The organism is Pseudocoprococcus catus (assembly GCF_019734885.1).
GTDB lineage: Bacteria > Bacillota > Clostridia > Lachnospirales > Lachnospiraceae > Coprococcus_A > Coprococcus_A catus.
The window spans coordinates 1-25,673 of record NZ_JAAXCM010000030.1 but is presented as its reverse complement, the minus strand read 5'-3'; the positions used below and the strand labels follow the sequence as shown (position 1 = coordinate 25,673).

The window sequence follows — 25,673 nt, the reverse complement described above, 5'->3', positions numbered from 1 at the left end:
AGGAATGTATCATGCAGTTAGTCATTGCAGAAAAGCCGAGTGTGGCGCAGAGTATCGCCGCCGCGCTTGGCGTAAAAGAGAAAAAAGACGGATATATGGAGGGCGACAAGTATCTTATTTCATGGTGCGTCGGACATTTGGTGCAGCTTTCCGAAGCTGCCGCCTATGGGGAACAGTATCAGAAATGGAACTATGACAGCCTGCCCATCCTGCCCCATGAATGGCAGTACACCGTTGCAGCCGATAAGGGAAAGCAATTCAAAATCCTAAAGGAGCTTATGCACCGTGCTGACGTGACGGAGGTTATCAACGCCTGCGACGCAGGACGCGAGGGAGAACTCATTTTCCGTTTTGTCTATGAAGTTGCCGGGTGCAACAAACCCATGCGCCGCCTTTGGATTTCCTCAATGGAGGATAACGCAATCCGAAGCGGCTTTGATAATCTCAAAGACGGACGGGACTATGACCCGCTTTATGCGTCCGCACTATGCAGGGCAAAAGCCGACTGGATCATCGGTATCAATGCGACCCGCCTGTTTTCCTGTCTGTATCACAAGACCTTGAATGTGGGACGTGTACAGACCCCGACCCTTAAAATGCTGACCGACCGGGACGCGGCAATCACCACATTCAAGAAAGAAAAATACTACCATGTACGCCTTGCACTTCCCGGCACGGAAGCGGTAAGTGAAAAATTTTCTGACCATGCCGCAGCGGAAAATCTGAAAGCTGCCTGTAATACGGGACCGGTAATCTGCAAATCCGTGACCCGTGAGAAAAAGACGGTATCGCCGCCGAAGCTCTTTGACCTTACGGGCTTACAGCGGGAAGCCAACCGCATTTTCGGTTACACGGCAAAACAGACCCTTGACCTTGCACAGAGCCTTTATGAAAAGCGTCTTTTGACCTATCCGAGAACGGACAGCAGCTATCTGACCGACGACATGGGCGGCACCGCTGCGCAGATCAGCGAGCTGCTTTGTAAGAAGCTGCCCTTTATGCAGGACGTGACCTTTTCCCCGGACGTGTCCCGCACCCTTGACAGCAAAAAGGTATCAGATCACCACGCCATTATCCCGACACAGGAGCTTGCAAAGGCAGAACTTTCCGCACTTCCCGAAAGTGAGCGAAATATCCTTATCCTTGCCGGAGTGCGTCTGTTGTTCGCTGCCGCCGAGCCGCACATTTATGAAGCGGTAACGGCGGTATTTTCATGTGCGGACAATGACTTTACGGCAAAGGGAAAGACGGTGCTTTGTTCCGGGTGGAAAGACTTGGAACGCTGCTACCGTCTGACGCTGAAAGCAAAACCCGACCATGAGGACGACACTTTTCCCAATGTGCCGGACTTTACCGAGGGGCAGACCTTTTCCAATATTCCCGCAACGGTAACTGCCCATGACACACAGCCCCCAAAGCCCCACACGGAAGCGTCGCTGCTCTCTGCTATGGAACACGCAGGAAGTGAGGACACCACGGAGGACGCGGAACGAAAAGGATTAGGTACTCCTGCCACCCGTGCCGCTGTCATTGAAAAGTTAGTGAAATCCGGCTTTGTGGAACGCAGGGGAAAACAGCTTGTACCGACAAAGAACGGTATCAATCTTGTGTGCGTCCTGCCGGACAGTCTGACTTCCCCGAAGCTGACCGCAGAATGGGAAAATACGCTGACGCTCATTGCAAAGGGAAAATCTGACCCGGAGGACTTTATGCAGGGCATTGAAGAAATGGCAAGGGAGCTTGTGAAAGCCTATCCTTTCCTTTCCGACGGGGACAGGGAGCGTTTCAAAGAGGAAAAGCCGGTAATCGGCAACTGTCCCCGCTGCGGTTCTTTCGTCTATGAGGGCAGAAAGAATTACTACTGCGAAAACAGGGATTGTACCTTTGCCATGTGGAAGAATGACCGCTTTTTCGAGGAACGAAAAACCTCTTTTACCCCGAAAATCGCTGCCGCACTCCTAAAATCCGGCAAGGCAAATGTCAAAGGGCTTTACTCCCCGAAAACAGGAAAAACCTATGACGGAACGGTAGTTTTAGCCGACACCGGCGGGAAATATGTCAACTATCGTATCGAGATAACGAAGAAGAAATAACTTGAATAGCAAGCATAGGAAGTGTGTACCCACTTCCGTAAAATCCCTGCTTTTCTCTGACGAGATAGGCGGGATTTTTGCTTGTTGGGATAATCCCAAACCCTTATTCACACCACCACGAAAGGAGGTTTACCGCATGGCAAGTTTACGGGACACTGTAAAACAGTATCAGGAAGAACTAAGGGACGGTATCGCTTGGGTTGCCTTTTGGCGCGAGGGGCGTTCATGGAACGGCGATTATTTCTACTTGGAAGCAAACGACGCTCTTACCGAAGAAGATAAAAGCCGCCTTGAAGAAATCCGGCAAAAAGACCCCGCCGCCATCATGCTCAACAGCTACTATTGCGGCTATTTAGGCGAGGACATGACCGTGGACGAAATGGCTGCCGGAGTACGCCGCCACTATGAAAACGGCTATAACAGCGTTGCGGATTTTATCGAAGCCCACGACGACACGTTGCCCCCGGAAGTATTGGAGGAAGCACGGCAAGCCGCCCATGCCGCAGGACTTCCATTCCATGAGAAACCCTATGACGGAGAAGATATTGACCCGTATGTATATGACGGACACATGAGCATGGAGGACTACGACCTCATGCACAAGATGATTGCACAGGAAAGGAGCGAAAACAGATTGAATTATTCCAGTTATGACCGTGACCACTTGGACGCTGCCGACCGTATGAGGATTGAGCGCGGCATTTATTTTGAAAGCGGCAAAGCCGATATTTCCGCATTGACCGCCTTACCGCTTGCGGAGCTTATCAGACAGCGGGAAGAAAGTGCCGCAGCGGAACAGGCGATTTTTGAAGCCTTGAAACAGCAGGCGGCGGCTTGGGAAGCACAGGCAGGTAATACGCTGACCTTTGACAAAGCCATTGAATATGCAAGGACACCCGCTGTCACGCACACCGAAAATCAATGGCAGGCAGACGAAAACAACAACCATACGATCAGCAACAGCGTCTATCAAATGCGCTACCACATTTACGAGAATACCCGCTATGACCGGGAACAGGGAAAATCTATCCCGTATTCCTATACGCTGACATGGAGCGTTCATACCAACAGCCCGGACAGATACGGACAGGCAAAAATCGCCGGACAGGACAGAAAGGTTTTTGCGGATAAGGCGGCTATGGAAAAATATCTGAATGGGCGTATCAAAGCCTATCAGCATTTATTTACGGAAATCTCCCCGACAATACCGCAGGAATACGCAGACCATTTCAAGGTAAACGGGCAGCTCTTACCGGGCTACACCGTGGAGGGCGAGGAACAGCCGCAGCCAACGCAGGCAGCTATCCCCCAACAGAGGACGGAACAGACACAGGGACAGTTTGCTATCCTCATTGACAGCCGCAGCCGTTTTGAAACCGGGCAGCCGGGCGGCACTTGGCTTGATATGCCCGCCACGAAAGAGCAGCTTCACGCCGCTATGGAAAGTGTCGGCATTACCGCAGATAATCCGCAGGACTTTTTCATTCACGGCTATTCCGATAATGCGGACAGGCACGTTGCACTTCCCTATGACATGGTATGTGCCGCTGACATTGACAGCCTGAATTTCCTTGCGGCGCGACTGGCACAGCTTGACCCTATGGAAATCCCGAAGCTCAACGCAGCCTTGCAGCAGAAACAGGGATTTGAGAATATCGGACAGATAATCGACTTTACCTACAACGTGGATTATTACGTCCATATCCCGGAGGTTCACACCGTACAGCAGTTAGGCAGCTACTATCTCAATCAATCCGGCATGGTGGAAATGCCCGAAGAATGGAAAGCCGGGATTGACCTCGTGACCTTTGGAAAGAACGCCGCCGCACAGGAGCAGGGTGTATTTACCCCATACGGCTATCTTGTAAAAAGCGGCGACGAATGGGAACGACAGTTTGAGGGTCGCGCCGTGCCGGAGGACTACCGCATTATGAGCAATCCGCAGTCGGAACGCACCGCACCGGAGAAAATCGAGTTTGACGCGGTAATTTCCCCACAGGCGGCAACGCTGACCGCAGAGCCGACACAGCCCCGCCCGGTAATCCCTATCGTGCTGACGAGTGAGAAACCCGCAGAAAAACTCAAAGAGATCACCGACCGTTTGGAACAGGGTATCAAGGAGCTGTTTGACAGCGAACGCTACAAGGAATATTTGCGCGTTATGTCAAAATTCCATAATTACAGCTTTAACAATACGCTGCTGATCGCCATGCAAAAGCCAGACGCTTCCCTTATCGCAGGCTTTAACGCATGGAAAAATAACTTTAAGCGAAATGTGATGAAAGGCGAAAAGGGTATCAAAATCCTTGCACCGTCCCCGTTCAAAGTCAAGCAGGAAATGGAGAAAATCGATCCGGCGACACAAAAGCCGGTAATCGGTGCAGACGGAAAGCCGGTAACGGAGGAAAAAGAAATCACAATACCTGCCTTTAAGGTGGTATCTGTCTTTGACGTGTCGCAGACCGAGGGAAAGGAAATCCCAAACCTTGCCGTGGATATGCTGACCGGGGACGTGGAGCGTTTCAAGGACGTTTTCGCAGCCCTTGAAAAGACTTCCCTTGTTCCTATCGGTTTTGAGAAAATCGAGGGCGGCGCACACGGCTACTACCACTTGGAGGAAAAGCGGATTGCCATTGACGAGGGAATGAGCGAGCTTCAGACCTTGAAAACCGCTATCCATGAAATCGCCCATGCAAAGCTGCACGACATTGACTTAAACGCCCCTGTCACGGAACAGACCGACAGACCCGACCGCCGCACCCGTGAGGTACAGGCTGAAAGCGTGGCGTATGCTGTCTGCCAGCATTACGGACTTGATACGTCCGAGTATTCCTTTGGGTATGTTGCCGGGTGGAGCAGCGGACGGGAGCTTGACGAGCTGAAAAGCTCTCTTGAAACAATCCGAAGTGCCGCAGCGGAGATCATCAACAGCATTGACGGGTATTTGAAAGAACTGCAACAGGAACGGGAAACCGAACAGACCGCAGCCCTGCCCGACCCGACCATTCAAATCTCCGATATGCAGGAATACGGCTATACATGGGACGGTATGCTGCCCTTGCAGCAGGAAGCCGCAGAACGGCTTTTCCATGAGGATTTAGAAATCTTCTGCATTTATGAGGACGGAACAGAGGGCGCAGTTACAAGTCTTTCCGAACTAAGGGAACACGCAGAAAAAGGCGGCTTGTTCGGTGTAGAAAAAGCTGCATGGGAAGTCTTTTATAATCGTACTGCCCAACATACACAGGAAGAAACAAAAGCTGCGCCGGAGCTGCCGCAGGAGAAAGACACCTTTTCCATTTATCAGCTAAAGCGTGGGGACGAAACAACGGATTTGCGTTTTGAGCCTTACAACCGACTGACCGCAACCGGGCATACGGTGGATATGGCAAACTATGACCGTATCTATACCGCTGACCTTGCGCCGGGAACTACCCTTGAAGATATTTATACCCGCTTCAATGTAGACCACCCGAAAGATTTTAAGGGACACAGCCTTTCCGTTTCCGATGTGGTGGTGCTTCATCAGAACGGACAGGACACCGCACACTATGTTGACAGTATCGGCTACAAGGAAGTGCCGGAGTTTTGGAAACAGCCGGAAAATCCCCTAAAGCACGTTGAGGACACTATCGAGCAGAACGACAACAATTTTGACGGTATCATCAATAACACCCCGACCGTGGACGAACTGGAGAAAAAAGCAAAAGCCGGGGAGCAGATCTCTTTGACCGACCTTGCGGACGCTATTAAGGCTGATAAGCAGCGCGGCAAGGGCAAGGAAGAAAAGCCCTCTATCCGGGCGCAGCTCAAAGCGGAGAAACAACGGACTGCACAGAAAAAGACACGGGTAAAATCACAGGATTTGGAAAGGAGCTGACCGCATGGGGAAATTAAGTAAATTTGAAAACGTGGACGTGTTATCGTCCCTTGAAGCAATCATGCGGACAAACACAGGCTTTTTCCAAAATGATTTTGATATTGACAAGCGGATTATCACAAAGGCGGCGGGGCAACCTGCCGCCGAGGATAAAACGCTGCTATGGCTGTCCCGACCGTCCGGGACACATTGCTTTCGGGAGCGTGACGTTTTTCTAAAAAACACCGCAGCACACAATACATGGCGTTTCCACAAGGAGCAGAGCCATGACCGTATTCTTGCCTATGCCGTGGAACTGACCGGGATTGAGGACGGAAAAATCAAGGGCAATCTATATGAGCTTGACTACACAAAACATTATGAGCGTGTCAAGGAACAGGCTTTAGCCGCTGACATCCACACGCTGATCTATGAGAACGGAAGCCGGGAGCAGCCCGCGAATTATGTCATTCACGGAACGCCCGACCCGCAGCTTGGAAAGTTTGAACGGTTTGAAGCAAAGCCCAACGACCCGGAAGCCCTGCGTGATCTGCTACAACAGGAAAAACGAAGCCGCAGCACGCTGGCACCGGGCAATTTTGCGGAGCATATCGCCGCATTGCATGACGGACGTATCGAAGCCGAAGCAAGGCGCATTGTAGAGCGTATGAAACAGCTTGAAACACCCAACAGCCCCAACAAAACGCATTTCATGGTAGAGCTTTCCCCAGCTTTCATGCAGCTTGCGTCAAGCAGGGACACAGAACGGCTTGCCGCCATGCTGCCTTATCAAAGCCTTGTCTTATCTCCTCTGAAAGACCGTCACGGCGTATATGCACAGATAAACAGGGACGAAAACCGAGACAGAGAAATTAAAAAGCTGCGCCAGTCTATCCGGGCACAGCTCAAAGCAGACAAAACAAAGACCACCCCGAAAAAGGCGGCGAAAACAAAAAATCACGAATTGGAGGTATGAGCATGAACAGATTTACCGTTGAAGAAACAAACCTTTTGAGTATCTACGCAGAGGACAGCAAGCGGGCATTGCTTGAAAATATCAATGCCGCGCTGCCTTTTATGGACGCGGATATGCGGGAGCTTGCAGAGCGTACCATGCAGAAAGTGGACGCGCTGACCGAAACGGAATATGACGAGCTTGCCGTTTATGCCGCTGATGAAGTATGACCGGGATTAAGCGGCTTTCGCCGCAGCAAAGCCGGAGGGTAAATGCTCTTGTGAAAAAATCCTGCTGCAACTGCGACAATGGAAACTGCATTTTGCTTGACGACGGGGACGAGTGCGTATGTCCGCAGCTCATTTCCTATTCGCTACTTTGCAAATGGTTCAAGACTGCCGTACTTCCCAATGATACGCTGCTGTATGCCGAACTTTTCCATGCCGAGGATAAAAAGCGTTGTACCGTATGCGGGACTTCCTTTGCGTCAAAGTCAAACAGCGTCAAATACTGCCCGGACTGCCGAAAGCGTATCACACGGCAACAAGCCGCCGAACGCATGAGGAAAAGACGCACCCGTGTTACGGAGTAGACACGAAAAAAGGCTTGATTTGTAAGGCTTTCCGGGAGCATTTCTCATAGTGGCAAAGGATTTATCCATAACCTAAGAAAAACGGCGTTCTACTGCGTAACATAAAAACTGCACCTACAAAAAGACGGGGCGCGGTGGCTATCTGATAGCTGCCGCGTCCCGTCTTTTTTTATCAATCTTGCATAGCTCTACGAAAATTCTGATTATTCATTCTGTCAACAATACTGTTCATACGCTCAAACAGTCTGTCGATTTCATTTTCGGATATTGGTGTAAAATGTGTTTGATTAAAAGGATTTGGGTCTATAAATTGTGCCATTTTACGCAATCCTTGTATTGCTCGATATTCGGCTAAAGCCATATTATATCCGTCCTCAATATGACCGCTTCCATAAGGAACGTTATCCTCTACAAAACGCACTTGTCCGTCGAAATGTTCTATCAAATCAATTACATCAGCGTTAGTATTTATATTACGCCAACAAGTATTATCTTTTTGAACTTCGGCTTTCCACAACCTGCGTATTTCAGTATCTGTACTTGCTAAACGTGAAAGATAGCCTTTAGGGTCGCCTCTTTCTTGCAGTTTTTTAATTTTTTCCTCAATGTATTCTTTCATTATGTAAAATTCCTTTCTGATTAACAATATAAATGCTATATACATTGTACCATGACTTTTTGAAGATTTCTACCATAAGCCTATTATCCACGCTCTGTTTCTTTCTCCCGTTCCGGCTCTCTGTCCTGCCGCAAAATGTTGTCAATGTTCCGCTTGATAACATCGTATTCCTTGACCTGCTTTTTCAGTTTTCCATAATCCGCATAAAGGGCTTCTTTCTGCGATTGGAGCTTTTCATATTCATTTTGCAAGACGGTAACGCTTGGGAGCTTGCCACCGATCTGCGCCGCCTGTAATGCTTTTACAGCCGCTTCATGCAGGATAATCGCCTGTTCGTGGTCTGCCCGGTAGCCACTCTTATTCCTTGCCTTGCGGTATGTATCATAGACAGGTTTTGTTTTTTGATAGGTCGTGACATTCTTAATCAGCACCGCCATATCCGCAAGCCGTTTTTCAACTGCCTTTATGCTGTCTGACGCCTGCTCATTTGCCGCCGTAATTTCCGCGATTTTAGCGGTCAAGTCTGCGTACTGTTCAATCTTACGTTCCGTCAAGAAATTCAGCGTCTTTGCCGCCTGTTTCAGATTATGGATTTTCGCCCATTGCTCATAGCCCCGGCTTTCCTGTGCCTTGATACTGTTCTGAATATCAATCAGCAGGCTGATACCGTTTTTCTGTTGTTTTGGAGCTTTGACAGTACGGGTGCGTGTTCCCTTGATACGTTCCCGTAAGGCTTCTTCTGTATAATCTGCACCGAGGGTTTTAAGCCTTGTAAAGCGTTCCTGTCCCGGAGCGCGGCATGACACATATTTTCCCGGTTTTATCTCATAGCCCATAGCCTGCAATCGTGATAGCAATTCTTCAAAATCGGACACTTGAGAAATGAGTGCGTCCACGGCGATTTTTAACTTGCCTTTCCAACTTGTCCCGGTCTTTTCCGCCTGGTATTCCGCATAGCTTTTTCCCTTGTTTCCTTTGCCCGGAACAACAACGGACAATCCATTTTCCCGACACAGCCTGTCGCTGATGTTTCGTATGCCGTAATAGCTGCGCTTATTGGAATTGTACTTGTGGTGATCTACAAAGTTTACGGCACAGAAAATGATGTGATTATGGACGTGTCCCTTGTCTATGTGTGTTGTCAAAACATACTCATGCTGTCCCTTTGTTACTGCGTCGGCAAGCTGCCGTCCGATTTCGTGAGCTTTCTCATAGTCCACTTCTCCCGGCTCAAAGGACTGTATCAAATGGTGGGCTAAATTGTTCCCCTTATCCAACGCCTGCGCTATGGTAAATTCAAATTCAATATCTGCCGTTTCATAGCTGCACCCGAACGAGGACACAAGCATTTTTCCGTCCGTCTTATCCGGGTTTTGGATATAGTCAAGGGCTTTTCTCAACGTGCTTTTAATAGGCTTAATCTTTGTAACCGCCATATTTCCGCAAGCACCCCCTTAATTTCCTCTATGTCCTCTTGATAGACGCTGCCGGTACTGTTTACACGCTTTGCAATCTGATTGATGTTGACACCGATTTTCTGTATCTCTGCGGTCATTGCTTTTATGTCCGTATGGTCTACTTGGATAACATATCCGTCAATCGCTATTTTCCGCAGATATGCCGCCATATTGCGGGTAGGTATCAGCTTCATTTTTTCCTCAATCAAATTCTTTTCTTCCTCTGTCACATAGAATTTGATCTGTACCGTCCGTTTTCTGCCACTCATGCGCTTGTCGCTCCTTTCGTATCGAGGGTTTGGGACACTTCCCAACAAGCCATTTTGCGGGGCAAAATACGGAAGTGGGTACACACTTCCTATGCTTGCTATGAAAGTTTTATCCTCTGATACCTACTACAACGCAACACCCGATTTTGCCAAAAAACACAAAGAAAAAACGCTGCAATCCTCTAAGGGCTGCAACGCTTGTTTCTACAATATTCAGTTGTGTTCGGACAGCTTATTTGTCCTCATGTTCGATTTCCGCAACCTCTTTCGCCGTAGCGGTCACAATCCGTAATCCCTTGTCGCTGATACCGTCGAGCAGCGTATCAAGTTGCCGCCGCTGCGTGGATTTTTCAGCTCCCTTATTGGGGAAAAAGAATTGGTCTACCGATATATTGTAACGGGTCACAAGCTCATAAAAGATTTGCAGACTTGGCTGTTGTCCGTTGTTTTCAATATTGGTTAGATAACGCGGAGAAATATTCATTGCGTCGCTTACTGCCTTGCGACTTTCTTTTCTTTCTGTCCGCGCCGCTTTTATAGCTTGCCCGAAAGCTGCGAAGTCATAAAGTGGTACAGGTCGTTTTGCCATAATTATTCACCCTGTTATATTGTATAGTTCCTAATCGCTTTTCGATACGTCTATACAATTCCCACTGTTGACCTAAATAATTCACAATATGTATCTTGAAGATGTTATGTGCATTGAGTACAATATAATCAGCTTTATTGACTTCATCGTTATTTTTGAATATACTTAATGTGAATTAGACACATCAAACCGAAAGGAGGAATCTGGGAATGTCCGCCTTGAAAAAACAAGCGATTAACAATACCATTGATATTTTGACTGCTCAAGCGTCCTTACCGTTAGAATTTGAAGGAGCTAAATTATACGGCGAACCTGTTGAGGATAATACTAAACTGTGTCCAGATTGCAAAGTTTATAAATTATCTAACGAAACAGGAACAGGAAAAATAACCACCTATCAAGTGTTTAGCGGAATAGAATTATATTACAATGATATGCACATGACCTATTGTAATCAAAATCAAGCTACTGCTAAAAATCTGATTGAGATTAACCATTGTTGCATAGGTCGGTATGAGTGTAGTTTTGGAGAACACAGTTGCTGTTACATGGCTGCTGGTGATCTTTCTATCAGTTCTGCAATGAAAAAGAAATCGTATTCTTCATTTCCGCTTAATCATTATCATGGCATTACTATTATTATTGATTTAGATAAATTGTTGCCGGAAATGCGGCAAGTGATGGAACTGCTAAACATTGATTTGAACTATATCCAAAAATATATTTGCGATGATAACCGACTGTGTATCATGCGTGCAAATCCGTCTATTGAACACATTTTTTCTGAATTATATCATGTGCGAGAGCAACGCAAACCGGGATATATGAAAATTAAAACGCTTGAATTGTTGTTATTTTTAAGCGATCTCGATACAGTAAAAGAGGTAGTACAGACTGACTACTATAATCAAAATCAAGTCAAGCTGATAAAGGAAATTGCCGCCTTTATCACAAAAGATTTATCCGCACATTACACGATCGAACAGCTATCCGAAAGATTTGAAATCTCTACGACTACCTTGAAGAAATGTTTTCGTGGGGTCTATGGAACTTCCGTATATGCTTATCTTCGTACCTATCGTTTACAAATGGCACAGAAATGGTTGATAGAAACAAATCTGCAAGTCACAGAGATTGCAAACAGTATCGGATATGAAAATCCAAATAAGTTTACCTCTGCGTTCCGTGAAGTATACGGAGTATCACCTACGGAATTTAGAAAGAATGTCCTTTTGGATAGGTAATAGTCCGCTCGGAGTGGCAAGAAAAATGAATTTGATTTAGAATATATTCTGTCAGAAAAAGCAGGAATAAGCTCACCTGACTTATTTTTTGACCTATCGGTTAGAGCAAGCTAACCGTATTGAGATAAAGGAGGATTCTAAAACAATGCAAAACGAAAAAACGCAATCTGCAAAATTGTCTGTCAAAGACGCAGCGACTATGGGTATATTCTGTGCTATCATGTTTGCTGTGTTTATGGCATACTCCATGCTTACAGGAGCTTCTCTGTTTTACTCTATGATTTTTAACGCTGCCGGAGCTGGTTTGATTCTTGCCCCATTCTATGTTTACATGAGTATGAAAGTTGGCAAACACGGTCCGGCACTGGTTTACAATATCATGTGGGCGATCATTGCCGGACTGATGATGGGACCGTTTATGATTCCGTGGTTTTTAGGTGGCGGCATTATCGCAGAGCTTTCCATGTGTGGCAAGGACAGCTATCACGATATTAAGAGAGTTACGATTTCTTGGGTTATTACCGCTCTCGTTCGTGCTGCACATGGTATGTCGGAGATTTGGTTCTTCAAGGATGCGTTTCTTGCTACCGGTGTCAGCGAAGCACAGGTTCAGATTCAGACCCAGTATTATACCGATCCGAAGTGGGTGCTTTTGAGCTTGGCGGCTACTGCGGCTCTTGCTATTCTTGGTTGTGTAATCAGCAATAAGCTGATTGTAAAGCACTTCAGAAAGAGCGGGGTAATTAAATAATATTATGGGCGTGAAATTTGACTTCAGAACAAAACTGCTTGTCATAGCCCTCACGATGTCGCTTGTGGCAGTGCTCACAAGCGACATTTTGATATATACACTGTTAGTTTGTCTGTGTATATACCTGCTGATTCAGGGCTTTTATCGGCAGGCAATAAAATATTTTGCGGTATGCTGCGTGTTCATTTTGCTACGGTTATTCTCTGGCGGGAATGGAATTACATTTTTAATGCCGGAAATGTTCCTGTTTATGGTGCTTCGCATTTTAATGATGGTTATGGCTGCACAGCCTGTTTTTGGAATGCCACCGGGAGAAGTTGTGGCTGTATTCAAGAAAATTCATGCTCCAAGCGGAATCGCACTGCCTATTACTTTTACGCTGCGTTTCTTTCCAACTATACGAAGTGAATTTGCAGATGTATTTTCCTCTTTACGGCTACGAAAATTATTATCTTGGAAACATCCCCTTGACGCTATGGAGTATATTGTAACACCTGTGATCTTCCGTTCTTCCAGAATTGCGGAGGAATTGGCTGCTTCCGCTGAAAGCCGTGGTATTTCAAATCCGGGAGAGCATACCTGCCGGAGAAAACTTCTATTTCGCAAACAGGATTGGCTTATGTGTGTAATAGCTGTTGCTATCACGGTTATGTATTTCGTTTTAGAGGGGATGGTGAAAGTATGACTAATTGCAGTAAAGAACATACGGCAATTTCGTTTGAAAAGGTTTCCTTTCAATATCCGGGGGCAGAAAGTCCCAGCGTAAAGGACATCAATTTAGAAGTTCAAACTGGCGAGTTTATTGTTTTAACTGGTGGTAGCGGATGTGGCAAAACAACTCTTACACGAATTATCAATGGGCTGGCTAATAATTTTTATGAGGGGACATTGACCGGAAATGTATCTCTCTTGGGAGTTCCTATTTCCGATTATCCCGTTTATGAAATCGGAAAACTTGTCGGTTCAATTTTTCAAGACCCACGCAGTCAATTTTTTGCCAGCATTACAGAGGACGAGATTGCATTTGGTTGTGAAAATTATGGTGTTCCATTTGAAGAATTGGAAATGCGAGTTACCAAAGCAGTCAAAGATATTAACGGAGAAATGCTGCTGGGAAAAGAAATATATCCCATGTCCAGCGGTGAAAAACAAAAAATAGCGATTGCTTCTGTCAACGCAGTAAATCCACAAATTTATGTCTTTGACGAACCCTCTGCTAATCTTGATATGTTTTCGGTGGAAGCATTAAAAGAACTCATGCGAAAACTAAAACAAGCAGGGCACACAATCGTAGTGGCAGAACATCGCTTGTATTATCTGACCGATCTGGCAGACCGCTTTCTTTATATGGAAAACGGTCGATTGCAAAAAGAGTGGTCTGCAATGGAGCTTCTGCAATTATCAGAATTGGAACGCAAAAGCATAGGGATTCGCACTGCGGATTTGCAAAAAATAGAAACTATCCCTCCAGTGCAAGTAAAGAAAACAGAAACTATCTCTGTTGAAAATCTTTCTTTCGCCTATCGTAAGAATCCTGTTTTTGAAGATCTTTCTTTCAAGGCATACGCAGGAGATTTGATTGCTATTATCGGGCATAACGGCGTTGGAAAATCAACATTGTCAAATATTATGTGCGGTATAAAAAAGGAAAACGCCGGAAATATACTTTATTGTGGGAAAAAGGTTTCACGCAAAAGAAGAAAAGACTTTGCCTATTTTGTAATGCAAAATACAGAATCTCAATTTTTCGGTGACAGCGTAGCAGAAGAATTGCGGCTAAACCGAAAAAAAGCAACGGACACTCAAATTAAGGAGTTACTAACGCTTTACGGCTTGTCTGAATGGAGTGACTTTCACCCAGCCACTCTCTCCGGTGGTCAAAAACAGCGGCTAACATTAGCAGTATCGGATTGGATAGATACCCCGATTTTGATTTTGGACGAGCCAACCAGCGGTTTGGATTTTCAAAATATGCAGAGAATTTCTGATCATCTAAAATCTCTTACTGAAAAGGGAAAAACGATTTTGGTTATTACACATGATTATGAGTTTGCGGCTATGACATGCAATCGTGCTCTATATTTTTCGGACAGAAACCATATAGATGATTTTCCGATTCAAGGGAACTTGGAGAAATTATATTCTTGCTTGATGGCACATTAAACAATATGTCTGATTGGATAGATAGAAGCCGCTTAGAGTGGCAGAAAATAAGATATTGTCCTATCATATTAGGTGAGTTAGTGCGCATTAACTCACCTATTTCTTTTGAAAGGAGCTTAGTTTATGGATAAGCAAAACAATAGAGAGTTGTCCAGAATGTTTCAATATGCCGGAAAATATCACGGCTTAACAATCTTGGGCTGTGTGCTCTCTGGAATCAGTACCATTTTATCTATGTTGCCGTATGTCTGCATTTGGCTTGTTATTCGGGATTTCATTCACGCCATCGGACAGGGAGATATTACGCTTGCAGTTTCCAGCGGCCGATATGCGTGGCTTGCAGTGCTGTTTTCTGCATTGAGCATTTTACTTTATTTTTTAGCACTGAACTGTTCCCACCTTGCAGCTTTTCGTACCGCTACGAATATGAGAAAAGAGGCCATGCATCATATCGTAACTTTGCCACTTGGCTATTTCAGTCAAAACGCCAGCGGACGCTTACGGAAAATTATTGATGACAACGCAGGACTTACAGAGGGCTTTTTAGCTCACCAACTTCCCGATCTGACCGGAGCTGTGGTCATGCCGATAGCTGTTTTAGTATTGGTTTTCCTATTTGATTGGCGGCTTGGTATCTGCTGTCTGATTCCTATGGCAATCAGTGTGATTTTCTTAAAGCAGATGATGGGTGGCGACAACGCAGAGTTCATGTCTAAGTACATGACAGCACTTGAGAAGATGAACAAGGAAGCCGTTGAATATATCCGTGGTATTCCTGTGGTAAAAGTATTTCAGCAAACCATTTATTCTTTCAAAAACTTTCATGCAGCGATAGAGGAATACGAAAAGTTTGCTTCCGGCTATGCGATAAAATGCAGGATTCCGTTGACAGGATTTACCGTCACGCTGAATTGCACCTTTGTTCTTTTAATTCCAATAGCTATGTTTATTCTGTCGGGAGTTAGCGGTCAAGCGGCTTATGAAGATGTAGTCCTTGATTTTCTGTTTTATAGTTTATTTACCCCAGTCTGTGCAATCATGATGAATCGGATTATGTTTGCCAGTGAGCAGCTTATGGCTGCTAAAAGTGCAGTGAGCCGTGTAGAAGCTATTTTGCAGGAAAAACCATTGACAGAGCCTACTTCGCCAAAAGTCCCGGAAAACGCAAGCATTACCTTTAAGGATGTGTCTTTCACCTATCCGGGAGCAACGGAAAAAGCATTAGATCAAGTGAGCTTCGACGTATTGGCTGGACAAAAGGTTGCTTTAGTGGGTGCGTCCGGTAGCGGTAAGAGTACAGCCGCAAGCCTTATTCCACGTTTTTATGATGTTCAGGTAGGTAGTGTTTCTGTTGGTGGCGTTGATGTTCGCGACATTAAAAAACGTGATTTGATGGAACAGGTTGCTTTCGTGTTTCAAAATACACGCCTTTTCAAAGATACCCTTTTAGAAAATATCCGGGCAGCCAGACCATCGGCTTCTCGTGCGGAAGTATTGAAAGCTGCGGAAATGGCGCAATGCAAAGAGATTATAGACCGGCTTCCGAATGGGCTTGATACTGTCGTTGGAAGCGGAGGTACTTATCTTTCCGGCGGCGAAAATCAACGTGTTGCTCTGGCAAGAGCCATCTTGAAAGACGCACCTATCATTGTTTTGGACGAGGCAACAGCATTTGCCGACGCAGAAAATGAACATAAGATTCAGCTTGCTTTTGAAGAACTGACAAAAGGAAAATCCGTACTGATGATTGCACATAGACTTTCCACCGTACAGGATGCCGATTTAATTTTAGTATTTAAGGACGGGAAAATTATAGAACGAGGTACACATGACGAGTTGCTGTCCGAGGGTGGCACTTATGCAGCTATGTGGAATGATTATCAGACTTCGATTTCTTGGAAAGTTGGAAAGGGGGATATAGACAATGATTGAAGCATTGAAAAGAAAATACGCACTCAGCGAACAGGGCGCAAAAGATTTATTTAAGGGAATTGTCTACTCTGTTCTTGCCAATATCAGTTTAATGTTCCCTGTTATTTTGCTGGCGATTGTTCTAAATCAGCTATTATCACCGTTACTCGGAACAGTAACACCGGAGCATAGCGTTGTCTTTTATACAGGAGTAGGAATTGTAATTTTAGCAGCAATATTTATCCTGCATTATCTCCAATATACGGCAGCATACATGGGAACTTATGCTGAAAGTGCAAGACGGCGTATTCGTCTTGCGGAAAAGCTGCGGACTTTGCCACTATCATTCTTCCACCAGCGCGATCTCTCTGATCTGACAGGTGCAATTATGGGCGATTGTGCCAGTTTTGAACACGCGTTTTCCCATACCGTCCCTCAATTTTGGGGAGCTGTGATTTCAACTGCTATCGTATGTATTGGACTGTTTATTTTCAACTGGCAGATGGGACTTGCACTTTTGTGGGTTGCTCCAATTTCCTTTGCAATCGTACTTCTTTCCCGAACATGGCAAGAGAAACTTGGAAAAAAGCACATGGGAGCCAAACTTGAACTTGCGGAGGGGATTCAAGAATGTCTGGAAACTGTGCAGGACATTAAGGCGTGCAATCAAGAGGAAGCATATCTAAAAAAATTAGATGCGAAACTGGACGCTGCGGAAAGGGCTCAAATATCATCTGAATTAACAACTGCAAGTCTTTTAACAACTGGACAAATGTTTCTTAGGTTAGGTCTGGCGACGGTAATTGTCGTTGGTAACAGTCTTGTCGTAAAGAGTCAAATAGATTTATTCACTTATATTCTGTTTCTGATTGCAGCTTCCCGACTGTATGACCCGCTTTCAGGTGCTATGTCAAACATGGCAGAACTATTTAATGTCGGCTTGCAGGTAAAACGGCTACGTGAAATCGAGGAATACCCAGAAGAAGTTGGCGAAAAGATCACTCAACCAGACGGCTTTAATCTTACATTTGACCACGTAAAATTCTCTTATGAAAACGGAAAAACTGTTTTGCAGGATATTTCTTTTACAGCGAAGCAAGGTCAAGTTACAGCGTTAGTTGGTCCGTCCGGCGGTGGCAAAAGCACAGTTGCTAAGCTGGCTGCTAAATTCTATCCTCTGGAAAGCGGAAGAATCCTATTAGGTGGGAAAGATATTGCACCATTAGATTCTACTATGCTAATGAAATACTTTTCTATCGTTTTTCAAGATGTAGTGCTGTTTAATAACACAATTATGGAGAATATTCGTGTAGGACGCAAAAATGCTACTGATGAAGATGTGATAGCTGCGTCTAAAGCTGCTATGTGCCATGAATTTATTGAACGGCTTCCGCAAGGTTATCAAACTGTCATTGGCGAAAATGGCTCTACGCTGTCCGGTGGTGAGTGTCAACGTCTTTCTATTGCCCGTGCTCTGCTGAAAGACGCCCCTGTTATCTTGCTGGATGAAGCCACAGCTTCTCTTGATGTGGACAATGAAACTGAAATCCAAAATGCAATCGCAAAGCTCATTAAGGGTAAAACAGTTTTGGTTATCGCACATAGAATGAGAACCATCGAAGCGGCAGATCAGATTGTTGTTCTTTCAAACGGAGTTGTTGCGGAAAACGGTACTCATTCTGAACTTATGGCAAAGAACGGATTGTATCATAAATTGGTTGAACTGCAAATGAACTCTGCCAACTGGAAACTGAATGTATAAATGATAAAGAGGTGAAGCACTTGTGTAAAATTGAATTTCTGTTATGCCCTGTTTGCAAGAGTAAAACGCGGATAATGCTGCGCCCGGACACAGTGCTTGAAAACTTCCCATTACTCTGCCCAAAGTGCAGACAGGAAACGCTTATCAATGTTAAGGATATGGTTATAACGGCAGTGAAATTATCAACCGAAAAGATTGATAAGTGAAGTGAAAATATAGATTCCTATTTCATAATTAGAGCCAGACGCTTAGACGCAGAGCCGATAATCCGTAGACCTTTTTAGGTACACGGTTTATCGGCTCTTTCTTTTTTGCCCGGAAAGGAGGGGTATAATGTCGTTATTTTCATTAGCCACTACCCATAACCTGCACCAATTAAAAAAAGCCTTGTTCCTCCACCGGGAGTTTGCGGTTTCAGATGGGAACTGACAAAACAACTAAATAGAATTGATAATGCTTTTAAACCCGATTGCGTTTATACGCAGTCGGGTTTTTTCTTGCAAAATTTCTGTTTTTCTGTCGGCTGCCGCTCTCCCCCTGTTCTTTTCATTTTCTGAAATTCTGGCAGGAGGTGCAAAGCATGGACAGCTCTTAAACTTTTTTCAAAAATTTTCTCTGACTGTTTGGCATTTTCCCCGTGCCGTTTGTTGAGGGGTTACGAAAGGGGAAATCATCACCCGCTTTCGCGGTTGCGAAAGGAGGTGATACCATGAATGAACCTAATCGTACCCAATGGCAAATCCGATGTGCTTTTAACGGGTTCTGCAAGCGGGCATTGAAGAATGAAGCTATCAATGCTCACGGGGAGATCAAAAGGCGGCAGCTACAAGAAGTTTCGTTTTCTGACCTTACTCCGCAAGAGGAAAATCAGCTTTACACCTACGACACTTACTTTGAACATGATGAAGCTGAAAAATCCTTTTGTGTGGCAGGCAAGGAAATAACTGCGAAGCTGCTTGCCGAAGCCCTGCACAGCTTGCCGGACGACAAACGGGAAGCCGTATTGCTGTATTACTTTTTCGATATGAACGACGCGGAGATTGCAAAGCTCCACGACATTCCGAGAAGCACGGTACAGTACCGACGGACAAGCTCATTTGAACTGTTAAAACGCTATTTGGAGGAACGCGCCTATGACTGCACATAATGGTAACACCGAACAGGACGAGCGCGGCTTGTTACCGTACCCGGTAATCATAGCCGCAACAAAGGGCGACCCGGAAGCTATGAAGATTGTCGTACAGCATTACGAAAGCTACATAGCGTCCCTGTCTATGAGAAAGCTCCGCGACGAACGCGGCAACACCTACTACGGCATAGACGAGGACATACGCGACCGCTTACGGTCAAAGCTCATGCGGGCTGTCCTTTCATTCAAGGTATAAGGTAGACCCGGCAGCGTCCCCCTTTCCGCTGCCTATGGTTATCATGCCTTTTCTGCTCCTTGACAAAGAAAGCGACGCAAGATAACGGCGGCGCAGCATAGGGCAAATCAGATACGTTCCTTTTGCGCCGAGCCATACGGCGGGTGCGCCATGACGCTTTTTCCAAACAGGAAAAAGTCGAGCGAGTAACACCACACCGGAAAACAAGTGTAGCGGCTTGTGGGCGACGACACGCAAAATACATAATGATACTCCCTTACAGCCACAGTCCGAGCGTTCAAAGCGTCGCAGGCAATGGGTAGGGCTGCGCGAGAACCGCGCAGGGGTGCAACTCCCGTGAGATTGAGCTAACAATCGTCTGATAAAAGCCGCTTTTAGTAACTTATCAACTTTTTGCTCATTCTCACGAAAGGGGGTATTTTATGAGCAATTTTGATGTGCCTATTTGGGAAAAGTATACGCTTACGATTGAGGAAGCGTCTAAATACTTCCGTATCGGTGAAAACAAGCTGCGGAAACTGGCAGAGGAAAACCTATCTTCAAACTGGGTGCTTCTGAACGGCAACCGTATTCAGATAAAGAGAAAACAATTTGAAAAAGTCATAGATACTTTGGACACCATATAGATTTTGAGCCTTGAATATGCTATAATAAATACAGGCATATCAAGGCTCTTTCCGTCATGGAAAGGAGCATGACGCAAATGTCAGAAAAAAGACGCGATAACAAAAACCGTATCTTACGCACAGGAGAGAGCCAGAGAAAAGACGGGAGATATGCTTACAAATATACTGATACCTTTGGAAAAGCGCAGTTTGTTTATGCTTGGAAGTTAGTACCGACCGACAAGACCCCGGCAGGAAAACGGGAGGATATTTCACTCCGGGAAAAGGAGAAAGAAATCCAAAAAGACCTTGACGACGGGATAGACCCAATCGGCAAGAAAATGACCGTCTGCCAGCTTTACGCAAAGCAGATACGCCACCGGGCAAATGTACGGCATGGTACAAAACAGGGACGAAAACAACTCATGCGGATTTTGGAAGAAGATAGTTTAGGCGGCTGCCCTATCGAAAACGTGAAGCTCTCCGATGCGAAAGAATGGGCTTTACGCATGAAAGAGAAAGGCTATTCGTTCAAGACGATTAACAACCACAAGCGTTCCTTAAAGGCTGCTTTTTACACAGCCATACAGGACGATTATATCCGCAAAAATCCGTTTGACTTTCAGCTCAACACCATTCTTGAAGATGATACGGAGCCAAAGGTGCCATTATCCCCTACGCAGGAAGCGTCTTTCCTGTCCTTTATCGAGGGCGATAAAGTCTATCGAAAGTATTATGATGAAATCGCCATACTGTTAGGAACAGGACTTCGCATTTCCGAACTCTGCGGATTGACCGAAAAGGACATTGACTTTGAAAACAGGCTAATCAATGTAGATCACCAACTGCTGAAAGTTTCCGGCATTGGGTATCACATTGAAGTACCGAAAACGAAAAGCGGTGTCCGGCAAATCCCCATGAGTACAAAGGTATGTGAAGCATTTCAGCGGGTGCTGCAAGAACGCAAGCGTACAACACCGTTTACAGTCGGCGGGTACAGCGGCTTTCTCTTTCTGAACCGGGACGGACTACCGAAAGTAGCTGTCAATTATGAAAGTATGTTCCGGGGACTTGTGAAGAAGTACAACAAATGCCATGAGGAAGCATTACCGAAAGTAACAACGCCGCACACCCTACGCCACACGTTCTGCACCAACTTAGCAAACGCAGGAATGAACCCGAAAGCATTACAGTACATTATGGGACATTCCAACATCACAATGACGCTGAACTATTACGCCCATGCAACCTCTGACAGCGCAGTAGCCGAAATGGAACGGCTGATTGCATAGGTAGTAAATAGCGGTTTTACTACTCTGTTTACTACTTCTGATTAGAAAAACATGAGGGGATTTAAGAAGTTTTAAGAACATCTCCCGAAACAGGAAATGCCGAAAAGCCTTGAAACATAAGGCTTTAACGGCATTTGAGAAATTATAAGAAGATAATCAATTTTTATATATAGGTTTGTATGAAAAAGATATCTTACGCTCTTCTTCATTATTGGTTGACACATCCCCACCAATACTTCTGGATCCGCTTTAATACAGTCATATGTTCTTCTGAAACCACTTATAAATTCATTCATATAATTTTCAAAACTTATATATTTTCCCTCATATATTGGCATATTCTTTTTATGTGATAATTTTGGATAGTGATAGGAAATATTCATCTCGGACGTACCTTTATGAATGACCATGGGCATTTTTACCGACAATCTCTGTTCATCACATGTATTCAAAACAGAAACATTTACATGCATTGTTCCCATTCCGTTTGGCACAAATCCCGTATGCATCACTGTATCCATCAAATTCTGCTGCAGATTTTTTCCTTGTATACCAACCTCAATTCGGCGATCAAACATAAATTCTGTATCGATAATAACCGGATACTTTCCATGTGCTATAACATTATCCATATGAATATCTGTCATTCCAAGTACATAAGTAAGGCAGCATTCCGCACCGCATCGATAATAAAATTCCTTAATTTCCTTTGCACACTTACATTCAGCTTCAGTTACTTCCTGTTCCCAGCCATAATCATCCCCCGATACCACCAAATGTCTTGATTTTTCCAGTTCCATCTTCTCCCATAACCAGTTTTCTATTTTCTGGTACTGTTCTGTCAATAATAAAGAATGAGGTTTATAATAAATTCTCTGTCCACCTTTTAATCCAACCCGTGCCACCATTCTCCCCGGAAAATGTTCTTCATCCTGATTAAAAGAGAGCTCTGTGATTTCCATAGCGTTTTGCTCGATATGAAAGCCTTTACTAAGTATTTCTCTGTCTTGATAAAAATGCTGAAATATTTCATTCGAATAATTAATATAGTCTCTGATTTTACAAATCAATAAATCTGTCATAACCGGATACTTTTTAAGAAATTCTCTGTATTCTCTCTCATTCAGTAAGCACTTACTCACATAATCATCATATTCTTCTGCACTTGAATGACCATTTAATTGCCCATCATCTTTTTTCTCATGCATATCTACTATCAAACATCTGAAGGGAATCCAAAAAACTCTCTGAACTATTTGTTTTACCAGACTGTCTATCATATTTTCTACTAGTGAAGCAATCAGCTTTTGTTTCAAAATAATTCTAATATACTGACCCAATTTCTCATAAAAACTATCAAAAACTCGTTCTTCTCTTTCAAATTTAAATCCATTTTCTGTACTTACACTGAATATGCATTTAACAAAAAACTCTTTTTCTTCTTTTGTAACCTTTGCACGTTTCGCATCCTGCATACTCAAAAGCTCAGGATACTTTAACAATTCATCCAGTATATCTTTGCCTAAAAATTTTTCCCAAAATTGCTTTGCTTTTTCACCTTTATTTATTATCTGTAATAAAGTTCTACTATCCATTTCAATATCCACCAAGTTAAGAGCCATTGTCTACAAATTTATTTTTCAAATCAAAAAGGTGCCTATCACTGTAGGCACCTTTTTGATAATCAACAACAAAATAATGTGTAAATTCCACCACCCTGACCTGTAGATTTCTCAACATCAAACTCTTCTACTTCTTGTAATTTCTCAATATATTCTATCTCTTTTAACAGCTTTTCTGTTAATTCTAACTCTTGCATTCGTTATTACCTCTCTTCATCATAACGTAACAACAACTCTGAATACGTTGTCTTTATCACTGATTTCCATTAATCCATCATACTTTTCCACAATTTTTTTAACACTCATTAACCCTAACCCATGCATTTCTGTATTTTGTTTCTTCGTGGTCAGATAATGATGTTCTATCTTTCTTCTCTCGCCTTCATAAGGGTTTGATATTTCTATACGAAAAATACCATTTGGATTTTGTATGGAGAAATCAATCTGTCTATGTTCGTCCTGAAGATCTTTGACTGCCTCAATAGCATTATCAAATAAATTGCCTATAATGATACATAGCTCTGTTTCATCCACAGGACAATGATACACTTCAACAGCACAGTCTACATTAATTGCCTTTTCTTCTGCCTGTTCTATCTCGTAATTCAGCATCAAATTCAACACTTCAATCCCTGTATATCTGTTTCTGCTTCTCTTTTTTGTTGCTGCAATCTTCTTTTCAAAATAAGTCTGGGCTTCTTCATATTTTCTATCATGTAAATATTCCAATATCAACACATCCTGATGAACAGAATCATGCAGCAACATTCTTTTCTCTGTATACATCTTCTGAATCATCTCATACTGTCTCTTCAGCATTTCAAAATTCATATCAGAAATCTGCTGCTGATATTGCATGTCCTTATATCCCTTGTAAAAAATAATCGCTGTTAAAACGCTAAACAAACATATAAAAACAATTGTACTAAACAGAATGTACTCTCCCTGAATAAAGAATCCTTCAACATCGTTGTTAAAAAGATACTCTCCAATCATTATTTCTGCCAAAACAAAAAGTGTCAGATATCTATAATCCTTTTTATAACGACGTTGAACTAGTGGAGCACCTTTCATACGATAACACAACCACAAAGATACGCTAATAGTTACTGCCATTCCACAGATATGTATCCAATGCCATCCCAGGCCATCTGCAACTGTCACATAGTTTTTTAAATGAATATGCTCCAAATAGCATAATGTAAAAACATATAGATGCCTAAAGACATAAACTGTGTACCAATAAATAAAAAATTGCACAAAAACCTGCCAAAAATATGTATCATAAAAAATAATCAATAAAATGAATATTCCAATACCCGTTATAAGCTCACCAATAGATGAAAACTTAAAAAAATAAATATTCCCCGCATTAATGGTAATCCAAAAAATAATTAATATCCAATATAATACCTTCGTCCACAGCCGTTCCCACCGGAAATGTCCCGGTGGTACAGCTAATCTGATGCCGCACAGAATCACCGTTATGATTTCCAGCACTCGTAGGGTAATCCCTGCTATTTCCATGCCCGCCGCCCCCAATAATCACTGATGGCTTTTTTGACCTGCTGATATCTCGGTAGGCTGACCGGCACACTGTCACCATTACGCATGATCAGCATATGGTCTTTCAGCCGCAGCACATGACGTATATTCACGCCATAACTTTTGTCCGTCATGATAAAAGCATCATCCACCTGCTGCATATCCTCAATCACCTTTGAAAGTGCCCGGCGTTCTCTGAATACCTCCGGTTTGTCGGTATAAAACAGGGTATATTTGCCATCTTTGCTCAGATACTGGATCTGATCATAGGCAATACGGATGAGATCATTCGCCCCTTCGATCATATAATAATTGGATTTGTGTGCCTGCAAATAATGAATCAGTGAATCCATAGTCTCCGGTATCAGTGTTCGTATACTGTCCTTCGTTATGTACTGCCAGGCATGATACCTATAGCACTTCACGCTGTATTCCATATGGGCCGTCACAAAAACGATATACGGCGAGTCATATTTCATACGGATGTAAGTTGCCAGTTCCATACCATTGATATCCGGCATCTCGATATCCATAAAATAAATATCATAACATCTGCCCGCTTCAATCTGAGCCTTGAAATCTTCTGCATGATCAAAACAGTCAATTTCACCCTGACATCCCTTTTCCATCAGCCAGTTATCAACTGTCTGACGGATGAGTTCACTGTAATCCTTCTCATCATCTATCACTGTAATCTTCAACATGATGTCTTTCCCTTTTGTCCTAATTCCGACAATGATTTTAGCATAATTTGACATTTCAGGGATATCGCGTCCCTTAACTCTTTGTTTTTGTCCTTTAATTCTATTTTTGCTGTTTGGTGGTATCACCACTCAAGTAGTGACATGCTCCCACCACTTAAATCACAGATTTTGAAGTGGGGGCTTCTTGCTCAATGGCTCTACTGAGCCAAGTATCTACAAGCTATCCTCACGTGCCCCGCGATTCATTTTTCCCCAG

Annotated in this window: 24 protein-coding genes; 16 read left to right on the top strand and 8 right to left on the bottom strand. The window is 44.0% G+C overall.

Annotated features, from left to right (window positions below; genetic code table 11):
- The first annotated feature begins 11 nt into the window (after positions 1-11).
- The 5 genes from HED67_RS07905 (at position 12) to HED67_RS07885 (ending at position 7,499) form a co-directional block, all read left to right on the top strand.
- A complete protein-coding gene (locus tag HED67_RS07905) occupies positions 12-2,093 on the top strand; it encodes a DNA topoisomerase 3 (protein WP_221717992.1) in 2,082 nt (693 codons plus the stop codon).
- 136 nt (positions 2,094-2,229) lie between these two features.
- Positions 2,230-5,973, top strand: a complete 3,744-nt coding sequence (locus HED67_RS07900; protein ID WP_221717991.1) for a YodL domain-containing protein — start codon at positions 2,230-2,232, stop codon at positions 5,971-5,973.
- A 4-nt stretch (positions 5,974-5,977) separates the two neighbouring features.
- Positions 5,978-6,928 (top strand): hypothetical protein, encoded by a 951-nt coding sequence (locus HED67_RS07895; protein ID WP_221717990.1) that lies wholly within the window; start codon positions 5,978-5,980, stop codon positions 6,926-6,928.
- Complete coding sequence (locus HED67_RS07890) at positions 6,925-7,137, top strand: transposon-transfer assisting family protein (protein WP_456298679.1); 213 nt, start codon at positions 6,925-6,927, stop codon at positions 7,135-7,137. The genes HED67_RS07895 and HED67_RS07890 overlap by 4 nt, the downstream gene beginning before the upstream one ends.
- The gene (locus HED67_RS07885; RefSeq protein ID WP_221717989.1) at positions 7,134-7,499 is read left to right on the top strand and encodes a cysteine-rich VLP domain-containing protein; all 366 of its coding nucleotides are present in this window, start codon (positions 7,134-7,136) and stop codon (positions 7,497-7,499) included. The genes HED67_RS07890 and HED67_RS07885 overlap by 4 nt, the downstream gene beginning before the upstream one ends.
- Positions 7,500-7,671: 172 nt before the next feature.
- On the opposite strand, the gene HED67_RS07880 is transcribed toward HED67_RS07885, so the two are convergent.
- The 4 genes from HED67_RS07880 to HED67_RS07865 all read right to left on the bottom strand — a co-directional run bounded on the left by HED67_RS07880 (position 7,672) and on the right by HED67_RS07865 (position 10,433).
- On the bottom strand, positions 7,672-8,118 hold the full coding sequence (locus HED67_RS07880) for a hypothetical protein (RefSeq protein ID WP_221717988.1): 447 nt from the start codon (positions 8,116-8,118) through the stop codon (positions 7,672-7,674).
- Between the two features lie 83 nt (positions 8,119-8,201).
- Complete coding sequence (locus HED67_RS07875; RefSeq protein ID WP_221717987.1) at positions 8,202-9,554, bottom strand: relaxase/mobilization nuclease domain-containing protein; 1,353 nt, start codon at positions 9,552-9,554, stop codon at positions 8,202-8,204.
- Positions 9,515-9,844, bottom strand: coding sequence for a plasmid mobilization protein (locus tag HED67_RS07870; protein WP_221717986.1), 330 nt, complete (start codon positions 9,842-9,844; stop codon positions 9,515-9,517). The genes HED67_RS07875 and HED67_RS07870 overlap by 40 nt, the downstream gene beginning before the upstream one ends.
- Before the next feature lie 232 nt (positions 9,845-10,076).
- On the bottom strand, positions 10,077-10,433 hold the full coding sequence (locus tag HED67_RS07865; protein ID WP_221717985.1) for a helix-turn-helix transcriptional regulator: 357 nt from the start codon (positions 10,431-10,433) through the stop codon (positions 10,077-10,079).
- Between the two features lie 209 nt (positions 10,434-10,642).
- On the opposite strand from HED67_RS07865, the gene HED67_RS07860 reads away from it, so the two are divergent.
- From HED67_RS07860 to HED67_RS07810, 11 genes are all read left to right on the top strand, one after another.
- A complete protein-coding gene (locus HED67_RS07860; protein WP_246612154.1) occupies positions 10,643-11,677 on the top strand; it encodes a helix-turn-helix transcriptional regulator in 1,035 nt (344 codons plus the stop codon).
- A gap of 145 nt (positions 11,678-11,822) precedes the next feature.
- Complete coding sequence (locus HED67_RS07855; protein ID WP_221717984.1) at positions 11,823-12,428, top strand: MptD family putative ECF transporter S component; 606 nt, start codon at positions 11,823-11,825, stop codon at positions 12,426-12,428.
- A 4-nt stretch (positions 12,429-12,432) separates the two neighbouring features.
- Positions 12,433-13,113, top strand: coding sequence for an energy-coupling factor transporter transmembrane component T family protein (locus tag HED67_RS07850; protein ID WP_221717983.1), 681 nt, complete (start codon positions 12,433-12,435; stop codon positions 13,111-13,113).
- Positions 13,110-14,591, top strand: coding sequence for an ABC transporter ATP-binding protein (locus tag HED67_RS07845; protein ID WP_221717982.1), 1,482 nt, complete (start codon positions 13,110-13,112; stop codon positions 14,589-14,591). Before HED67_RS07850 ends, HED67_RS07845 begins: the two co-directional genes overlap by 4 nt.
- A 123-nt stretch (positions 14,592-14,714) precedes the next feature.
- Entirely contained in the window at positions 14,715-16,523 is a 1,809-nt protein-coding gene (locus tag HED67_RS07840) for an ABC transporter ATP-binding protein (protein WP_221717981.1), read from the top strand.
- Positions 16,516-18,264, top strand: a complete 1,749-nt coding sequence (locus HED67_RS07835) for an ABC transporter ATP-binding protein (RefSeq protein WP_221717980.1) — start codon at positions 16,516-16,518, stop codon at positions 18,262-18,264. Before HED67_RS07840 ends, HED67_RS07835 begins: the two co-directional genes overlap by 8 nt.
- Before the next feature lie 11 nt (positions 18,265-18,275).
- Positions 18,276-18,470, top strand: coding sequence for a cysteine-rich KTR domain-containing protein (locus tag HED67_RS07830; RefSeq protein WP_456298678.1), 195 nt, complete (start codon positions 18,276-18,278; stop codon positions 18,468-18,470).
- Between the two features lie 503 nt (positions 18,471-18,973).
- A complete protein-coding gene (locus tag HED67_RS07825; RefSeq protein WP_221717978.1) occupies positions 18,974-19,411 on the top strand; it encodes an RNA polymerase sigma factor in 438 nt (145 codons plus the stop codon).
- Positions 19,398-19,649: a helix-turn-helix domain-containing protein gene (locus tag HED67_RS07820; protein ID WP_221717977.1), complete on the top strand. Its 252-nt coding sequence runs from the start codon at positions 19,398-19,400 to the stop codon at positions 19,647-19,649. Before HED67_RS07825 ends, HED67_RS07820 begins: the two co-directional genes overlap by 14 nt.
- 422 nt (positions 19,650-20,071) lie before the next feature.
- Positions 20,072-20,275, top strand: a complete 204-nt coding sequence (locus HED67_RS07815) for an excisionase (protein WP_221717976.1) — start codon at positions 20,072-20,074, stop codon at positions 20,273-20,275.
- A gap of 77 nt (positions 20,276-20,352) precedes the next feature.
- The gene (locus HED67_RS07810) at positions 20,353-21,546 is read left to right on the top strand and encodes a site-specific integrase (protein WP_221717975.1); all 1,194 of its coding nucleotides are present in this window, start codon (positions 20,353-20,355) and stop codon (positions 21,544-21,546) included.
- A 71-nt stretch (positions 21,547-21,617) separates the two neighbouring features.
- Here the strand turns inward: HED67_RS07810 and HED67_RS07805 are convergent, their stop codons facing one another.
- The 4 genes from HED67_RS07805 to HED67_RS07795 form a co-directional block, all read right to left on the bottom strand.
- Positions 21,618-23,141: a DUF4135 domain-containing protein gene (locus HED67_RS07805; RefSeq protein WP_221717974.1), complete on the bottom strand. Its 1,524-nt coding sequence runs from the start codon at positions 23,139-23,141 to the stop codon at positions 21,618-21,620.
- A gap of 89 nt (positions 23,142-23,230) precedes the next feature.
- Positions 23,231-23,365: a hypothetical protein gene (locus HED67_RS17230; protein WP_260702778.1), complete on the bottom strand. Its 135-nt coding sequence runs from the start codon at positions 23,363-23,365 to the stop codon at positions 23,231-23,233.
- Positions 23,366-23,384: 19 nt separating this feature from the next.
- Entirely contained in the window at positions 23,385-23,999 is a 615-nt protein-coding gene (locus tag HED67_RS07800) for an ATP-binding protein (RefSeq protein ID WP_221717973.1), read from the bottom strand.
- A gap of 686 nt (positions 24,000-24,685) precedes the next feature.
- Positions 24,686-25,417, bottom strand: coding sequence for a LytR/AlgR family response regulator transcription factor (locus tag HED67_RS07795; RefSeq protein ID WP_221717972.1), 732 nt, complete (start codon positions 25,415-25,417; stop codon positions 24,686-24,688).
- Positions 25,418-25,673 lie beyond the last annotated feature (256 nt).

Excerpts from the sequence above, each read along its gene's own strand:
- HED67_RS07835 (WP_221717980.1), top strand. The coding sequence starts at position 16,516 with ATGATTGAAGCATTGAAAAGAAAATACGCACTCAGCGAACAGGGCGCA.
- HED67_RS07880 (WP_221717988.1), bottom strand. The coding sequence starts at position 8,118 with ATGAAAGAATACATTGAGGAAAAAATTAAAAAACTGCAAGAAAGAGGC.
- HED67_RS07840 (WP_221717981.1), top strand. The coding sequence starts at position 14,715 with ATGGATAAGCAAAACAATAGAGAGTTGTCCAGAATGTTTCAATATGCC.
- HED67_RS07855 (WP_221717984.1), top strand. The coding sequence starts at position 11,823 with ATGCAAAACGAAAAAACGCAATCTGCAAAATTGTCTGTCAAAGACGCA.
- HED67_RS07845 (WP_221717982.1), top strand. The coding sequence starts at position 13,110 with ATGACTAATTGCAGTAAAGAACATACGGCAATTTCGTTTGAAAAGGTT.
- HED67_RS07860 (WP_246612154.1), top strand. The coding sequence starts at position 10,643 with ATGTCCGCCTTGAAAAAACAAGCGATTAACAATACCATTGATATTTTG.
- HED67_RS07850 (WP_221717983.1), top strand. The coding sequence starts at position 12,433 with ATGGGCGTGAAATTTGACTTCAGAACAAAACTGCTTGTCATAGCCCTC.
- HED67_RS07870 (WP_221717986.1), bottom strand. The coding sequence starts at position 9,844 with ATGAGTGGCAGAAAACGGACGGTACAGATCAAATTCTATGTGACAGAG.
- HED67_RS07800 (WP_221717973.1), bottom strand. The coding sequence starts at position 23,999 with ATGAATTTTGAAATGCTGAAGAGACAGTATGAGATGATTCAGAAGATG.
- HED67_RS07890 (WP_456298679.1), top strand. The coding sequence starts at position 6,925 with ATGAGCATGAACAGATTTACCGTTGAAGAAACAAACCTTTTGAGTATC.
- HED67_RS07885 (WP_221717989.1), top strand. The coding sequence starts at position 7,134 with ATGACCGGGATTAAGCGGCTTTCGCCGCAGCAAAGCCGGAGGGTAAAT.
- HED67_RS17230 (WP_260702778.1), bottom strand. The coding sequence starts at position 23,365 with ATGCAAGAGTTAGAATTAACAGAAAAGCTGTTAAAAGAGATAGAATAT.
- HED67_RS07810 (WP_221717975.1), top strand. The coding sequence starts at position 20,353 with ATGTCAGAAAAAAGACGCGATAACAAAAACCGTATCTTACGCACAGGA.
- HED67_RS07805 (WP_221717974.1), bottom strand. The coding sequence starts at position 23,141 with ATGGATAGTAGAACTTTATTACAGATAATAAATAAAGGTGAAAAAGCA.
- HED67_RS07875 (WP_221717987.1), bottom strand. The coding sequence starts at position 9,554 with ATGGCGGTTACAAAGATTAAGCCTATTAAAAGCACGTTGAGAAAAGCC.
- HED67_RS07905 (WP_221717992.1), top strand. The coding sequence starts at position 12 with ATGCAGTTAGTCATTGCAGAAAAGCCGAGTGTGGCGCAGAGTATCGCC.
- HED67_RS07900 (WP_221717991.1), top strand. The coding sequence starts at position 2,230 with ATGGCAAGTTTACGGGACACTGTAAAACAGTATCAGGAAGAACTAAGG.
- HED67_RS07825 (WP_221717978.1), top strand. The coding sequence starts at position 18,974 with ATGAATGAACCTAATCGTACCCAATGGCAAATCCGATGTGCTTTTAAC.
- HED67_RS07795 (WP_221717972.1), bottom strand. The coding sequence starts at position 25,417 with ATGTTGAAGATTACAGTGATAGATGATGAGAAGGATTACAGTGAACTC.
- HED67_RS07815 (WP_221717976.1), top strand. The coding sequence starts at position 20,072 with ATGAGCAATTTTGATGTGCCTATTTGGGAAAAGTATACGCTTACGATT.
- HED67_RS07820 (WP_221717977.1), top strand. The coding sequence starts at position 19,398 with ATGACTGCACATAATGGTAACACCGAACAGGACGAGCGCGGCTTGTTA.
- HED67_RS07895 (WP_221717990.1), top strand. The coding sequence starts at position 5,978 with ATGGGGAAATTAAGTAAATTTGAAAACGTGGACGTGTTATCGTCCCTT.
- HED67_RS07865 (WP_221717985.1), bottom strand. The coding sequence starts at position 10,433 with ATGGCAAAACGACCTGTACCACTTTATGACTTCGCAGCTTTCGGGCAA.